Source organism: Streptomyces sp. CB02400, assembly GCF_001905725.1.
GTDB lineage: Bacteria > Actinomycetota > Actinomycetes > Streptomycetales > Streptomycetaceae > Streptomyces > Streptomyces atrovirens.
This window is the reverse complement of sequence record NZ_LIWB01000014.1, coordinates 115,818-130,664: the sequence shown is the minus strand read 5'-3', so window position 1 is coordinate 130,664 and position 14,847 is coordinate 115,818. Positions and strand designations below refer to the sequence as shown.

The following is a 14,847-nucleotide window of genomic DNA, read 5'->3' as shown; positions in this document are numbered from 1 at the left end:
CCGGTCAGCCCGGGAAACGCCCCGTGAACTCAGCCCGGAAAACGTCCTGTGGAACGCAACGACCAGCGCCGCTCCGCGTAGGCCAGGTCGTCGCGCCACAGCCGCCCGGCGGCGGCCCGTACGAGCGGGCGCAGCAGCGGCGCCGCACCGCGCGCCAGGGCGAACCCCGGACGGCCGGACGCCGCCACCACCGCCTCGACGACCGCCGTACGGGGCCGCCCCCGGTCGTCGGGCCCCAGGGGAGTGGCGTGCGACTCGACCACGGACCCCGCCCCCTCGCCCTCGGTGATGCGCATGACGACCGTGCGCGGTTCGGGAGCGGTGAACACCGCCCGCACCGGGACCACCAGCCGCCCCGCCACCTTGAAGGACACGTCCACGGTGAAACCGTCCTCGGCGAAGCCCTCCGCGCCCCCGTCCGGGCCGTCCGGCGCGCCGGCCACGGTGAGGTCGACGAACGAGTAGGGGTGGAACCAGGCCCCGTGCCAGGGGTCCAGACGGTTGGCCACCACGTCCTCGGGCTCACAGACCCCCACGCCGGTGTACACCGCCGTCAGGGCGCGCGCCGGGTCCGGCCGCCGCGGCACCACCGGCGCCTCCAGCGGCGCCTCGCCGCCCACCGCGTCCAGCCGGACCCACAGCAGGACACCGTCGTCGTACGCCGGGAACGGTTCCCAGCCCGCGAAGGACCCGCCGTCCAGGGCGAGTCCGTGCCAGTGGCACACCAGCGTGCCGCAGCGCACCGGACTGTCCCGCAGCGGAGCGCCCAGATGCGGGCAGATCCCGGGCCCGGCGACCGGACGGCCGGCCGCGTCCCGCCACAGCACCACATCCTGCCCCGCCACGGTCCGCGCCAGCGGACGGTCACCGCCCGCGTCACGGGAGGCGCCGACGACGTACCAGTTGCCGGACGGACGCGCCTGCGCCCGCTTCAGCGCCCCGGCGATGACGGCGGGCCGGGCCTCGCGCCAGGTGGGACGCTGATGCTCCCACGGCACCGGGCGCCGGCGCAGGGACAGCGGCAGGCGGCGGCGCCCGCTCCCGGATCCGGTGCTCATGCGACCTCCCCGGGAGCCGGCGGGCACGGGGTGAGCGGACGGGCGTCCGGGCGCCGGGCGCCGCCGCGGGCCCGCAGCCGGGCGGCGGCCACCCGGGCGAGCCCGTCCGCGGCCACCACGGCACGGCGCCGGCGCGGCACCACCGCCCGCCGGTGCAGCACCGACCAGCCGTCCCGCGCCACCGCCTCCAGGATCCCGCCGTACAGCACGAACGCCGCGCGGACGCACGGCCGGGACACCGGTTCCAGCATCGCGAGCCCCGGAGCCGCCTCCCGGTACACGCTCCGCGTCAGCGCCTCGAACTCCTTCAGCGCGGCAGTGACACGCCGGTCGCGGCGGCCGGTGTCCCGGCACCACCGCAGCAGCGCCCGGTGGGCGCCGTGCGCGGCGAGCAGGTCCGCGGGCAGGTACACCCGCCCCCGGTCGAGGTCCTCGCCCACGTCCCGCAGGAAGTTGGTCAGCTGGAAGGCGACCCCGAGGGCCGCGGCGTGCGGCGCGGCCGCCCCGCGCGGGGCGACCGTGCCGAGAACGGGCAGCATCTGCAGCCCGATGACCGCCGCCGAACCGTGCGTGTACCGGCGCAGGGCCGCGTAGTCGGCGTAGTCGGTGACCACCAGGTCGGAGCGCATGGCGGTCATGAAGTCGGCGAAGTGCCCGTGGTCGATGCCGTACCGGCGCGCCGTGTCGGCGACCGCCCGCACCACCGGTTCGGTGCTGTTCCCGTCCCGCAGCCCCTTGTCCAGTTCCCGCTGGAGCGCGGAGAGTTCGGCGTCCCGGCGCTCGGGCCCCGCCCCCGTGCCGAGCGCGTCGACGATGTCGTCGGCCCAGCGGGCGAAGCCGTACAGGGCGTGCACGGCGGGGCGCCGTTCGACGGGCAGCAGCCGGGTGGCGAGGAAGTACGTCCTGCCGTGCCGGGCGTTGAGCGCGCGGCAGCGGCGGTAGGCCTCGCGCAGCGCCGGATCGGTGACGCCGGCCGCGTCGAGTTCACGGTCGGTCATACGGGGGCCTCCTGCGTGGGGGTGAGGGGCGGACGCGGCCGGCGTGGGCCGCCGGTGATCCGTGCCGCGGCCAGCTTCCCGGACAGCAGCACGGTCGGCACGCCGACACCGGGGGTGGTGCCGCAGCCGGCCAGCACGGCGTTCTCGGTGCCGCGGACCAGGTTGCGGGGCCGGAACGGGCCCGTCTGGGCGAAGGTGTGGGCCGTGGCGAACGGCGTACCGGCCGCGTGCCCCTGCGCGTGCCAGTCGGCGGGCGTCACCACGCACTCCGCCTCGACGGCGGCCCCGAGCCCGGCCAGCCCGCGCCGCTCCAGTTCCCGCAGCAGCGCGTCCCGGTAGCCCGGCGCCAGGTCCGTCCAGGCGGCGGCGCCCGGCCCGATGTCGGTGTTGGGGCACGGGGCGAGGACGTAGTGCAGATGGCGTCCCGGCGGGGCGAGGGACGGGTCGGTCGCGGTGGGCCGGGTGATGAGCAGCGACGGGTCGCTCATCAGCCGGCCGGTGCGGGTGAGCTCGTCGAAGGTGGTGCGCCAGGCGGCGCCGAAGGAGAGGGTGTGGTGTGCCAGTTGCGGCCAGGTCCGGTCGGTGCCGAGGTGCAGCACGACCGCGGAGGGGGAGTGCCGCAGCCGTACGGGGCGCCGTGGCGCGCGGCCGAGGAGCCCGTAGGCGACGGGCAGGTCGGGGGTGAGGACGACCGCGTCGCAGGGGATGCGGCCCTGGTCGGTGACGACGGCCGTGATCCGTCCGCCGGAGCGTTCCAGCCGGGTCACCCGGTGGCCGAACCGCAGGTCGGCGCCCGCGTCGGCGGCGGCGTCCGCCATGGCGCGCGGCAGCGCGTGCATCCCGCCGCGCGGGAAGTACACGCCGGCGACGGTGTCCATGTAGGCGATGACCGCGTACGCGGCCAGCGCCCGGGCCGGCGGGACGCCCGCGTACAGGGCCTGGAAGGAGAAGACCCGGCGCAGCCGCTCGTCCCGCAGGAACCGCCCGATCCGCGCGTCCAGCCGCCCGAACCCGCCGAGCGCCGCCAGCCGTACGAGGTCGGCGCCCAGCAGGCCGAGCGGCGAGTCGAAGTTGGCGTCGATGAAGCGGTGCGTCTGGACGCGGTGCAGCCGCTCCAGCCAGTCGCGCAGCCGCAGATAGCCCGCGGCCTCACGGGCACCGGCGAACCGCTCGACCTCCGCCGCCATCTCCCCGGCCCCGGTGTGCACGTCGAGGCTGCTGCCGTCGGCGAAGCGGGCCCGGTACGCCGGGTGCAGCGGGACCAGCTCCACGCGTTTGCGCAGACTGTCGCCGACGGCGGCGAACGGCTCGTCGGCCAGATCGGGCATGGTCAGCACGGTGGGACCGGTGTCGATCCGGTACCCGTCGAGCACCATCCGCCCGGCCCGCCCGCCGGGCAGCGCGTCCCGCTCGACGACGGTGACCCGCCGGCCCGCGCCCAGCAGGTGCAGCGCCGCCGACAGCCCGGCCAGCCCGGCGCCCACCACGACGACATGGTCCGTACGTCCCGTCACGGTGCGGATCACCGGCCGGCCTCCCCGCTGCCGGCCGCCCGCGCGGGCCCCGGCCGGGTGCCGCGGGGGTGCGCGTCCCGCGGCGGCCCCTCACCCGCCGCGGAGGCCAGCAGCAGCCGCAGCCGCTCCCCGCCGTGCGGATCGAGGAGGGCACCGTCGACGTGCCGCAGCCCCCGGGCCACCAGCCGGCCGATCATCGCCTCGACCGTGCTCCGCGCCCCGGTGCCCGTCAGCACTTCCCGCACCTCCTCCAGCCCCTCCTCGGTGAGCGCGCCGTGGCCGAGCGAGCGGTCCAGCACGTCCAGGGCCCGGCGGTCGCCGGCCGCCTCGGCCCGCGCGTGGGCGACCGCCACCAGGCAGGTCGGCTTCCCCTCGCCGATGTCCCCGCCCGTCGGCTTGCCGGTGCGCCGCGGATCACCGAAGACGTCGTCGAGATCGTCGCGGAGCTGGAACGCCGTGCCCACACAGCGCCCGGCCGCGCACAGGGCCGCCGCGGTGCCGGCGTCCGCGCCCGCGAGCGCGGCACCGAGGGCGATCGGCCGTTCGACCGAGTACAGGGCGCTCTTGATACGGGCGGTGCGCAGCGCGCGCGGCAGTGACCGCGAGCCCGTCGCCTGGCCGTGCAAGTCCAGGTACTGGCCGGCCACCATCTCCGTGCGCATGTCGCTCCAGAGCCGGCGCACCGCCCGCCCGCGGTCCCCTTCGAGCGGCGTCTCGGCCATGAGGTCGTCGGCCCATACGAGCGCCAGATCGCCGGCGAGGATCGCGGTCCCGTCGCCGAGGCGCCCGGCCCGCCCCGCCGGTGCCGCGTCCGCGTACTGGGCGGCGACGTCGACATGGAGTGTGGGCCGCGCACGGCGCAGCGCGGAGCCGTCCATCACGTCGTCGTGGACCAGCGCGCAGGTCTGCAGGAGTTCGAGCGCCGCACCGGTCCGCAGGGCCGCCTCGACCGTGGCGGCGCCCTCGCCCCCACAGGCGCGCAGCGCCCACCACAGGAAACGCGAACGGGTGCGCTTGCCGCCCGTACGGGTGAAGTGCGCGACCCGTCCGGCCACGTCGCCGCCGAACAGCGGGTCCACGTCGCGTGCGCGGGCCACCCGGTCGGCCAGCACCTGGTCGAGCACGCGGCCGACCGCGCCGGACACGTCCCGGTCCACGGCGGACGCGTCCTCGGTGCCCGTCGCCGGGTGCCCGACGAGCCGTGGCCCCGCCGTGCCGTGGTCCTCCGCCTGTGTGCGGCCCATCCCGGTTCCTCTCGTCCTGAACGCCGGGCGTTCCCTAGCCCGCGCTTTTCCGCTCGCGCACCGCACGCGGACGCGGCACGGGCGGGAACGGTCCGGTGCGTGCCGCCGCATGCCTTCCCCCTGTGCCCCCTCGTCTCACCGGCAGCGATCCGTCACACGTCCGAGTGACCCGGATCGGATCGGGCACACAGGCAGGAATGCTGGCGAGGTGCGTGTGTGCCGAGGAGCGGGAGGAGCGTGCCGTCGTGCTGGACGCCGACGTGGCGATCGTCGGGGCGGGAGCCGCCGGACTGTCCCTGGCCCACCGCCTGTCGCGGACCGTGCCGGGAACCCGGGCGCCGTCGGTCGTCCTGGTGGACGCCCCGCCCGGCCCGATGCGTCCCCCGCGCCGCACCTGGTGCTTCTGGGAAGCGGGCGCGGGCCGCTTCGACGCCGCCGTCACGGCGACCTGGCGGCACCTGCGGGTGCGTCCCCCTTCCGGCCGGGCGGCCGAGGGGGACATCGCGCCGCTGCGCTACAAGATGATCCGGTCCGACGACTTCGAGCACCTGGTCGGCCACGACCTGGCCTGCAGCCCGGCCGTCCGCCGGCTGGAGGCGACCGTCGAGACCGTGGAGGACGTGTCCGGGGGAGCCCTGGTCCGGCTGCGGGACACCGGCGGCCGCGCCCGCTCCCTGCGGGTCCGCTGGGTGTTCGACTCACGTCCCCCGGGCAGCCTGCCGGCCGCCCGCACCACCCTGCTGCAGCACTTCCACGGCTGGTTCGTCCGCACCGCCCGCCCGGTCTTCGACCCGCGGACCGCCGACCTGATGGACTTCCGCACCCCCCAGCCCGCCGATGGACTGTCCTTCGGCTACGTCCTGCCCGTCGGCCGCCGCGAGGCGCTGGTGGAGTACACCGAGTTCTCCCGGCGGCCCCTCACCGCCGACGGCTACGAGTCGGCGGTACGGCAGTACACCGAGGACGTACTCCGGCTGGGGGAACTGCGGGTTCTGTCCACCGAGACGGGCGTCATCCCGATGACCGACGCCGCGATCCCCCGTCGGGTCGGTGCCTCCGTCTTCCGTATCGGTGCCGCGGGCGGCGCCACCCGCCCCTCGACCGGCTACACCTTCGCCGGCATCCAACGGCAGACGAGGGCCGTCGCCGCCGCCCTCCGCCAGGGCCGCACCCCTGTGCCGCCCCCTGCCCATTCGGCCCGCTCCCGGGCCATGGACGCCGTCCTGCTGCGCGCCCTGGACAGCGGCCGGGCCGACGGACCCGCGCTCTTCTCCCGCCTCTTCACCCGCGTGCCCATGCGGCGCCTGCTGCGCTTCCTGGACGGCCGCACCCGGCTCCACGAGGACCTCGCCGTCGGCCTGCACGCCCCCATCGGCCCCATGCTCCGCTCGGCGCTGGAACTGCCCGCCCTGCCCCGTCGCCCCTTCGACGGCCCCTGACCCGGGCCGCCCGCCCCGCCCCGCCCCTTCTGCACCGGGAGACCGCATGACCCTGCTGCGCGACGAGAACCTCGCCGCCGCTTTCGACCACGCCGCCCGTGGCTACGACGCCCTGGTGGCCGCCAACCCCGGCTACCACTCCCACCTCCGTCGCTCGGCACGCCGCCTGGGACTGCCGAGACAGGGCGAGGGACTGCGCGTCCTGGACCTCGGCTGCGGCACCGGCGCGTCGACCGCCGCGCTCTCCACGGTGCTGCCGGGCGCGCGGATCGTGGCCGTGGACGCCTCCGCCGGCATGCTCGAACGGGCCGCCGCCAAGAACTGGCCGGACAGGGTGACCTTCGTACAGGCACCGGCGGAAGGGCTGGCGGAGGCCGGGGTGGAGGGCCCCTTCGACGCGGTGTTCGCGGCCTACCTCCTGCGCAACGTCGCCGACCCGGACGCCGTGCTCACCACCGTGCGCGGACTGCTGGCCCCCGGCGGGAGACTGGGCGTGCACGAGTACACGCTCGGCGGACGCCGCGCGGACCGCGTGGTATGGACCCTGGTGTGCCGAGGCATCGTCCAGCCGGCGGCCACCGTGCTCGGGGACGCCGAGCTCTACCGCCACCTGCGGCGCAGCGTCGTGGAGTTCGACACCGCCGGCCGTTTCGCCGGCCGGCTGCGCGCGGCCGGCTTCGAAGCGGTGCGCGCCCTGCCCCTGCCGGGATGGCAGACGGGCATCACCCACACCTTCGTCGGCCGACGGCTCCGCACGGAGAGCGAGGACGAGGGATGACCCCCTCCCGCCACCCGGACGCCACCCGGCACGGCCGGGACCGCCGCGCCCGGGTGCTCGCGGCCCCGCCCGGGGCGCGCCGGATCGAGGGCGCCCGCCCGACGACCGCGGTCGTCGGCGGCGGCATCGCCGGCCTGGCCGCGGCGACCGCGCTGGCCGAGCGCGGCGTGGCCGTGACGCTCTACGAACGCGAACCCTTCCTGGGCGGACGCGTCGGCGGCTGGCCGACCGGCCTGGCGGACGGCACCTGGGCGACCATGAGCCGGGGCTTCCACGCCTTCTTCCGCCAGTACTACAACCTGCGCGGTCTGCTGCGCCGTACCGACCCCGGTCTGGAACGGCTCACCGGCCTGCCGGACTACCCGCTGCGGCACGGCGACGGACTGCGGGACGGCTTCCGCCACGTCCCGCGCACCCCGCCGTGGAGCGCGCTCGGCTTCGTCGCCCTCAGCCCGTCCTTCCGCGTGCGCGACCTGCGCCGCATGAGGCCGCTCGCGGCCCTCCCGCTGCTCGACGTGCGTGTGCCCGAGGTGTACGAACGCCTGGACGGCATCAGCGCCCACGACTTCCTCGACGCCGTACGCTTCCCGCACAGCGCCCGCCACCTGGCCTTCGAGGTGTTCTCCCGCAGCTTCTTCGCCGACCCACGGCACCTGTCGGCCGCCGAGATGGTCCTGATGTTCCACATCTACTTCCTCGGCTCCGCCGAAGGGCTGCTGTTCGACGTGCCCGACGCGCCCTTCCCCGCCGCCCTGTGGGAACCCCTGGCCGGCTATCTGCGCCGGCACGGCGCCCGGATCCGCACCGCCACGGCCGTCGAGCACATCGCCCCCACCGGGGACGGCGGCTACGAGGTGGCCGCCACCGGGGAGGAGAGCCGTCACGACACCGTCGTCCTCGCCCTCGACGCCGCGGGGCTGCGCACTCTGGTCGCCCGCTCCGGCCGGCTGGGCGACGGCCCGTGGCGGGAACGGATCGCCCGCCTGCGCAACGCCCCGCCGTTCCTGGTCACCCGCCTGTGGCTGGACCGGCCCGTCGCACCCGACCGGCCCGCGTTCCTGGGCACGAGCGGATACGCGGGCCTCGACAACATCAGCGTGCTGGACCGCTACGAGGACGAAGCGGCCCGCTGGGCCTCCCGCACCGGGGGCTCCGTCGTCGAGCTCCACGCCTACGCCCTGCCCCCGGACGCGTCCCGGGACGTCGAGCGGAAGCGGCTGATCGAACAGCTGCACCACGTCTACCCGGAGACACGGGCGGCCACGATCGTCGACGCCCGGCACGAGTGGCGGGCCGACTGCCCCCTGTTCCCCGTGGGCGGCCACGCCGACCGGCCGACGGTACGCACCCCGGAGCCCGGCGTGACGATGGCCGGCGACCTGGTCCGCACCGACCTGCCCGTCGCGCTGATGGAACGCGCGGCGACGACCGGGTTCCTCGCCGCCAACGCCCTGCTGGAACGCTGGGGGGTGCGCGGACAGACCCTGTGGACCGTGCCCGGCCGGGGACGGAGCGCCGTCCTGCGGGGACTGGCCGGGTGGGCCGGACGGCTTCCGGCCTGACCGGGCGGCCGCCGGTGTCAGGGCGTGGTCACGGCCTCGCGCACGGCGCGGTGGACGGCGCGCGCCAGCCGCGCCCCCCACAGGGAACGGGGTCCGGCGAAGGCGTGCTCCTCCTCGTCCGGGCCCGGTGTGCGGGCGGCGACGCACACCGCGTCGGTGGGCGTGCCCGAACAGTCGAGGCCCGCCTCCAGGAGGGCCTGCACCTTCGCCTCCGTCGCCGTGCTCACCGCGTTGACCAGGGCGGCGTCGCTCAGCGGCACCGGCAGGGCGACGACGATGTTGATCGTGCCCGGACCCTGGAGCCCGTCCGCGCCCTCCCCGGGCCGTGCGGCCCAGCCGCGCACGTCGACGCCCGCCGTGACGCAGGCCTCCGCGCCGGCGTCCTCAGCGCGCGCGTACGCCGAGACGTCCGCCGCGGTCATCAGCCCCACCCCCGGACCCCGCGCACCCGCGGCGGCGGCGAGATCCGCCAGGTGCCGGTCGGGGTCGGTGCGCCGGTAGCCGTGGGAGACCTGGGCGTTGAGGACCCAGGTCCGCTCGCCGATGCCCCCGCCCAGCACCGCGCTGCTGATCATCCGCCGGCCGGGTCCCGCGGTCCACAGCAGCGAGTGCAGCCGTTCGCCGTTCTCGACACGGGTCAGGCACCTAGGGGACGGCAGGGCGGGGGTGGAACGGGGCTGGGGGAGAACGGCGGTCACCGTGCGGGGCTCCTTGCTGGGCGGACCGACCGATCCTAGGGCCTGTCGACCGCCGCGCACGGGGCGGGTCAGCGCCGTGCGCCCTCCGGCAGCCGGAAGCAGGCCGTGACGGTCTTGCCGTGGGGGCAGGGGCGGGCCTCCCAGGTGTCGGCCAGGGCGTCGACCAGCAGCATGCCGCGTCCGCCGGCACGTTCGGTGCTCGGTCCACGGGGCGCGGGCAGGGCCGCGGACCTGTCGTGCACCGAGATGTGCAGACAACGGCCGTCCCACGACATGACCAGTTGCGCGCTGCTGCGGGCGTGGACGTGCGCGTTGGTGACCAGTTCCGAAACGGTCAGCAGCACGGCGTCCGCCGTCTCGGGGGCGGCCGTGTCCCAGCCCAGCGCGACGAGGTGCTCGCGTGCCCAGTCACGGGCCGCCTTCACCCCGTGATCCATCGGCAGTGAGCGCGCCCAGCCCACCGTCCGGACCGACGACTCGTTCATGGAATCCTTCCTGGTCGTCGCCACGCGGCCCGGACGAGTACGTGCCGGACCGCGCGGAAGCGGAAGCGAAACGGCTCGAACGGCTCAGCGGTGGCCGCCGCCGCGGAGCCGGCCCAGCAGACGCTGTGCCTGGGCCCGGCGCCGGGGGTCGGCCGCCGCCCGCCGCACCTGCTCGGCCGTACGCCGCCCCTGAGGGCTCCTGGCGAACTGTTTGATGCGCTCCACCATGCTCGGCATGGGTGCTCCCTTCCGCGGGTCCGGTTCGTCCTTGCCGTTCTCCGCCTACCCCCTGCGGGCGGAGTCAGCCCTCGGGCGGCCGGACGGGCTCACGTCTCCTCCAGCGGCTCGTACACCTCCGCCCCCAGGCCGAACGTCCACGCCACCCCCTCCCGGGCCGTCCGGGTCGTCGGCGGCACACGGAGCCAGTACGTGCGGTGGGTGCCGTCCGGTTCGGGCGTGGAGTTGAGGACCTCGACCATGACGACCGGCTCGTCGTCGGCCAGTTCGATGCGCCAGAGCGTGCCCGTGCCGTCCCGGTGCAGGGGCCGCGCCCCCGAGTCGGCGAGATAGCGGTCGTAGCCGTAGTACTCGAGCATCACCCGCCGCAGTTCGGCGTTCTCCTCCTGCCGGATCCGCTCCGGGGTGAGCGTGCGCAGCTCCTCCAGGAAGGCGCGCGTCACCGGCATGCCGCGCCAGGCGCACAGGGCGAAACCGTCGGGGAACTCCAGGGCGGGCCCGTCGCCGTGGTCGAGCCGGCCGGCCTCGTCCCGGTGCAGGGCGACGGGACGCTCGCACACCACCGCCACCTTCTCGAACGGCCACCACCAGCCGGCGCTGCGGCACACCAGGGCCGGCCCGGCGAGCGCGGACCCCTCGGTGCGCAGGGCGGACAGCCACGGCGCGTCGTGCTGCCCGAGCAGCGCGTCCAGCAGGATCAGCCGTATCTCCGTGCGGGCGGCCGGTTCGTCGGCGGCGAGGTCGTCGAGCACCCCGGCGCGGATCCGGTCGACCAGCGCCTGAGTGGCGTCCCACAGCGCGCCACCGGTCACCGACCAGTGCCGGGACCAGCCCGTCGCACCCAACTTCTCGTACCGCCGGTCGCGTTCGGCCGCCCACGGCGCGGTGCGCACCGCCTCGCGCACGCTCGCCCCGAAGTCCGTGCCCTCCCGGACCAGCGTCACGCCCTCGCGCGGCGACCCGGCCCAGATCACGCGCTCCGGCTCGGCCAGCCCGGCGCTCCGGTAGGCCATCCGGATGCCCTCCTCCGCCGCCGCCCGGTCGGCGGGCCCGGTGGCCGAGGCCCGGGCACGCCAGCGCGCCGTCTCCCCGGTGCTCATCGCCAGTGCGGCCGCCTCGCCGCTCTCCTGCGTGATCGTCATCGTCAACGTCCCCTCTCCCCTGCTGTGATGTGGTGTTCCGTACGGTCGTCGGCGTCCGTCAGTCCGCCACCAGCCGCACCGAGCCGGGGACGTACTCCCGCTGCCGGATCACCCGGAACCATCCCTTCGGCAGCGCGATCGCCGCGTGCTCCTCGTGGACGACCCGGCCGCCCTCGGGCAGGTGCAGCAGGAACGGCCCGAACGGGCCCGGCTCACGGACGAGTTCGCCCTTCCCGAGCACCGCGTGCGCGTGTCCGGTGACCTCCCCCAGGGCCAGCACCAGCCGGCCCCTGGCGTCGCGCGGCTCCTTGGGCGCGTCCGGGACGTGGGACGGCACCGCCCCGTCCGCGACGGGCACGATCAGCACGTCTCCCTGCCGGTACATGGCTCTCCCCTCCGCTCCGGCGCACGGTGCTCCGGAGTCCATGTGCGGACAGTACGAGCCGGCACTGACAACGGACCGTCACCGGACCCTCCGCCGGGCGTTGTCAGTCGCTGTTGGTAGAACTGCTGCACGCACCGCCGGACGGCCCGCACCCCGTGCCCCGTGACGGCCTCGCCCACGCACCGCCTTCCTTCCCGCGTCGCACGACAGGAGCAGCCCGTATGACCATCGGTGGCCACCTCGAGGAGCTGTACGGCCTTCCCGCCTTCACCTTTCCCGGGCCCGGCGAGACACCGCGTGAGCTGCCCGGACCCGAGGCCGTGGCCTGGCGGATCACCGCCGACACCTACGACGCCGAGGAGCAGTGGACCGAGGCCTTCGCCCGCTTCTGCTCCGCGGTCGACACCACCCGGGTCCGCGCCCTGGTCGTCGGCGCCTGGGAGGACGCGTACGAGAGGAGTTCCGCCGACATCGTCGAGGCGCTGGTGGCAGCGCGTGACCGGCTGCCCGGCCTGCGGGCGCTTTTCCTCGGGGACATGCACTCCGAGGAGTGCGAGATCTCCTGGATCACCCAGACCGACGTGACACCCCTGCTGTCGGCCTTCCCGGACCTGGAGGAGTTCGGTGTGCGCGGGGGACAGGGGCTGCGGTTCCCCGCCCTGCGCCACGACGCGCTGCACACCCTGATCGTGGAGACCGGCGGTCTCTCGGTGGACGTCGTCCGCGGTGTCGGGGCCAGCGAACTGCCCGCGCTGGAGAACCTCGACCTGTGGCTCGGCACCTCCTGGTACGGCGCCGACAGCGAGGCCGCCGACCTGGAGCCGATCCTCTCCGGCGTCCGGCTGCCCCGGCTGCGGTACCTGGCCCTGCGCAACAGCGAGATCCAGGACGAGATCGCCGCCGCCGTGGCGTCCGCGCCGGTCGTCGCCCGGCTGGAGGTGCTCGACCTGTCCATGGGCACCCTCGGCGACGACGGCGCCACCGCCCTCCTCGGCGGGCAGCCGCTGACCCATCTCAAGAAGCTGGACCTGCACCACAACTACCTGAGCGAGCCCCTGCGGCAGCGCGTACGCGAGACGCTGGAGGCCGCGGGCGTCGAGGTGGACCTCGACCAGGACGACGCGGACTGGGACGAGGACGACGACGGCACCGTCCACCGCTACGTCAGCGTGGGGGAGTGAACACCGCGTGTACTACTACCCTTCCCACCTGGAACACTTCCACGGCCTGCCCGTGCACCACTTCACCGGCCCCGACGAGGAGCCGGGCCCCGGCCCGCACCCACCCCCTCCCGCCTCGGTCGCCTGGCGGCTCACGGCCGACCGGGAGGTGTCGTTCGAGGAGCGGTGGAACTCGTTCCTGGACCGGGTCCGCACCGACGAGGTCGTGGCCCTCGTCATCCGCGCCTGGTGGCAGGAGTGGGACGAGCACGGCATCGACCCCGCCCTCGACCTGATCACGGCCGAGGCACACCGCCTGCCGAGGCTGCGGGCGGTCTTCCTCGGGGACGTCGAGTCCGAGGAGTCGGAGATCTCCTGGATCAAACAGGGCGACGTCAGCCGGGTGCTGCGCGCCTGGCCCGGTCTGTACGAACTCGGCGTGCGCGGCGCCGAGGGGCTGGTGATCGAACCGCTGCGGCACGAGGAGCTGCGCAGGCTGCGCATCGAGTCCGGCGGTCTGCCGCCCGAGCCGGTACGCGGCCTGGCGGCCTGCGACCTCCCCGCCCTGCACCACCTGGAGTTGTGGCTGGGCACCAACTGGTACGGCGGCGACTGCACCCCGGCCGACGTCCAGGCACTCCTCGCCATGCTGGACCGCAGCCCCCGGCTCGCCCACCTGGGCCTGTGCAACAGCGACATCCAGGACGAGATCGCCGCCGTCGTGGCCGCCGCGCCCGTCGTCGCGGGTCTGGACTCCCTCGACCTGAGCATGGGCACCCTCAGCGACGAAGGGGGAGCCGCGCTGCTCTCGGGGCAGCCGCTGACCCATCTGCGGGCGCTGGACCTCGGGCACCACTACATGAGCGAGGAGATGACCCACCGCGTGCGCGGGACACTGGGACCGCACATCCAGGACCTCGGCCTCACACCCGCCCACCGCAGCGAGTACCGCCCGGAGGAGCGTTATGTCGCGGTCGGGGAATGAACCGGGGCAGGCCGGCGCGCCCGTGCGCCTCGCCGTCGTGGGCAACCCCGAGAACCGCAGGACGGCCCTCTTCACCGACGCCGCCCGCGCGGCCGGACTGCCCGCACCGCGCGTCGTGCCCTGGGAGCGGGTCCTGCGCGAGGGCGGGGCCGACTTCGCCGCCGACGAGGCCGTCCGGCTCGACTCACCCGGCGAGAACCCCGACGTCGACCGGCTGCTGAGGGACGTCCAGGACCCCACCCGCGTGGAGGGCTCGGCACGCTGGTACGCGCGGTTCACCGAGGCCGTCCGCGGACTGCGCGGTGGCGTCCGGCTCGACGACGCCGGCGAACTGGCCGTCATGTTCGACAAACGGCGCTGCCACGCCGTCCTCGACGCGGCGGACGTCCCCGTGCCCGAGTCACCCACCTCCGGCCCGGACGCCGTACGGGTGACCGGCTGGGACGACGTACGCACCGTCATGCGCGAGCACCGTATGCCGAGGCTCTTCGTCAAGCTCGCGCACGGCTCCTCGGCCTCCGGGGTGCTCGCCGTCGAGGCGTCGGGCAGCGGCCGCATCAGGGCCACCACCTCCGTCGAACTCACCGGGGACGGCAGGCTGTTCAACTCCCTGACGGTGCGCCGCTACGAGCGGGAGCAGGACATCGCCGCCGTCGTGGACGCCCTCGCCCCCGACGGCCTCCACCTGGAGCGCTGGCTGCCCAAGGCCTCCCAGCGGGGCCGCGCCGCCGATCTGCGGGTCGTGGTGGTGGCCGGCCGCGCCACCCACGCCGTCGTGCGCACCAGCACCTCACCGATGACGAACCTCCATCTCGGCGGCACCCGCGGCGACCTCGACGCGGTGCACGACGCCGTCGAGGCGGCCGGCGGCCGGTGGCCGGACGTCCTCGCCGTGTGCGAGCGCGCGGCGGCCTGCTTCCCGCGCACCCTGTGCGTCGGCGTCGACCTGCTCCCGGCCGTCGGCTGGCGCCGGTTCGCCGTCGGCGAGGTCAACGCCTTCGGTGACCTGCTGCCCCGCCTCACCGGACTGCCGGGCAGCGGGGCGGAGGGCCTCGACACCTACGCGGCCCAGGTCGCGGCGGTCCTGCGCCGCACCACCGGCCCGTCCCGCCCGCACCACCAGTACAGAACGGGAACCACCCATGTCAGCGCCTGAACCGAC

15 protein-coding genes are annotated in these 14,847 nt (G+C 75.5%); 6 read left to right on the top strand and 9 right to left on the bottom strand.

Annotated elements, in window-relative coordinates:
• Positions 1–29: 29 nt before the first annotated feature.
• From AMK33_RS28760 to AMK33_RS28745, 4 genes are read right to left on the bottom strand one after another with little or no spacing between them, the layout of a single operon-like run.
• Positions 30–1,058: a DUF5914 domain-containing protein gene (locus AMK33_RS28760; RefSeq protein ID WP_073935889.1), complete on the bottom strand. Its 1,029-nt coding sequence runs from the start codon at positions 1,056–1,058 to the stop codon at positions 30–32.
• Complete coding sequence (locus tag AMK33_RS28755) at positions 1,055–2,056, bottom strand: phytoene/squalene synthase family protein (protein ID WP_073935888.1); 1,002 nt, start codon at positions 2,054–2,056, stop codon at positions 1,055–1,057. The genes AMK33_RS28760 and AMK33_RS28755 overlap by 4 nt, the downstream gene beginning before the upstream one ends.
• Entirely contained in the window at positions 2,053–3,582 is a 1,530-nt protein-coding gene (gene crtI, locus AMK33_RS28750) for a phytoene desaturase family protein (RefSeq protein WP_073935887.1), read from the bottom strand. The genes AMK33_RS28755 and crtI overlap by 4 nt, the downstream gene beginning before the upstream one ends.
• Positions 3,579–4,814, bottom strand: coding sequence for a polyprenyl synthetase family protein (locus AMK33_RS28745; RefSeq protein WP_073935886.1), 1,236 nt, complete (start codon positions 4,812–4,814; stop codon positions 3,579–3,581). Before AMK33_RS28745 ends, crtI begins: the two co-directional genes overlap by 4 nt.
• 197 nt (positions 4,815–5,011) lie before the next feature.
• On the opposite strand from AMK33_RS28745, the gene AMK33_RS28740 reads away from it, so the two are divergent.
• The 3 genes from AMK33_RS28740 to AMK33_RS28730 are packed head-to-tail and all read left to right on the top strand — an operon-like array spanning position 5,012 to position 8,593.
• The gene (locus AMK33_RS28740) at positions 5,012–6,253 is read left to right on the top strand and encodes a lycopene cyclase family protein (protein ID WP_201263098.1); all 1,242 of its coding nucleotides are present in this window, start codon (positions 5,012–5,014) and stop codon (positions 6,251–6,253) included.
• 46 nt (positions 6,254–6,299) lie between these two features.
• Positions 6,300–7,031, top strand: coding sequence for a class I SAM-dependent methyltransferase (locus tag AMK33_RS28735; RefSeq protein ID WP_073935885.1), 732 nt, complete (start codon positions 6,300–6,302; stop codon positions 7,029–7,031).
• Positions 7,028–8,593 (top strand): FAD-dependent oxidoreductase, encoded by a 1,566-nt coding sequence (locus tag AMK33_RS28730; protein ID WP_079195004.1) that lies wholly within the window; start codon positions 7,028–7,030, stop codon positions 8,591–8,593. The genes AMK33_RS28735 and AMK33_RS28730 overlap by 4 nt, the downstream gene beginning before the upstream one ends.
• Before the next feature lie 17 nt (positions 8,594–8,610).
• Here the strand turns inward: AMK33_RS28730 and AMK33_RS28725 are convergent, their stop codons facing one another.
• The 5 genes from AMK33_RS28725 to AMK33_RS28710 form a co-directional block, all read right to left on the bottom strand.
• Positions 8,611–9,291: an adenosylcobinamide amidohydrolase gene (locus tag AMK33_RS28725; protein WP_073935884.1), complete on the bottom strand. Its 681-nt coding sequence runs from the start codon at positions 9,289–9,291 to the stop codon at positions 8,611–8,613.
• 68 nt (positions 9,292–9,359) lie between these two features.
• Positions 9,360–9,776: an ATP-binding protein gene (locus tag AMK33_RS28720; protein WP_073935883.1), complete on the bottom strand. Its 417-nt coding sequence runs from the start codon at positions 9,774–9,776 to the stop codon at positions 9,360–9,362.
• 84 nt (positions 9,777–9,860) lie between these two features.
• Positions 9,861–10,013: a hypothetical protein gene (locus tag AMK33_RS42995; RefSeq protein ID WP_167748598.1), complete on the bottom strand. Its 153-nt coding sequence runs from the start codon at positions 10,011–10,013 to the stop codon at positions 9,861–9,863.
• An 89-nt stretch (positions 10,014–10,102) separates the two neighbouring features.
• Positions 10,103–11,155: a DUF6745 domain-containing protein gene (locus AMK33_RS28715; RefSeq protein ID WP_443030933.1), complete on the bottom strand. Its 1,053-nt coding sequence runs from the start codon at positions 11,153–11,155 to the stop codon at positions 10,103–10,105.
• A 58-nt stretch (positions 11,156–11,213) separates the two neighbouring features.
• The gene (locus AMK33_RS28710) at positions 11,214–11,540 is read right to left on the bottom strand and encodes a hypothetical protein (protein ID WP_073935882.1); all 327 of its coding nucleotides are present in this window, start codon (positions 11,538–11,540) and stop codon (positions 11,214–11,216) included.
• A gap of 221 nt (positions 11,541–11,761) precedes the next feature.
• Between AMK33_RS28710 and AMK33_RS28705 the strand changes: the two genes are divergently transcribed.
• The 3 genes from AMK33_RS28705 to AMK33_RS28695 are packed head-to-tail and all read left to right on the top strand — an operon-like array spanning position 11,762 to position 14,841.
• Positions 11,762–12,721: an STM4015 family protein gene (locus AMK33_RS28705; RefSeq protein ID WP_073935881.1), complete on the top strand. Its 960-nt coding sequence runs from the start codon at positions 11,762–11,764 to the stop codon at positions 12,719–12,721.
• Positions 12,722–12,728: 7 nt separating this feature from the next.
• The gene (locus tag AMK33_RS28700) at positions 12,729–13,685 is read left to right on the top strand and encodes an STM4015 family protein (protein ID WP_073935880.1); all 957 of its coding nucleotides are present in this window, start codon (positions 12,729–12,731) and stop codon (positions 13,683–13,685) included.
• The gene (locus AMK33_RS28695) at positions 13,666–14,841 is read left to right on the top strand and encodes an STM4014 family protein (RefSeq protein ID WP_107425233.1); all 1,176 of its coding nucleotides are present in this window, start codon (positions 13,666–13,668) and stop codon (positions 14,839–14,841) included. The genes AMK33_RS28700 and AMK33_RS28695 overlap by 20 nt, the downstream gene beginning before the upstream one ends.
• Positions 14,842–14,847 lie beyond the last annotated feature (6 nt).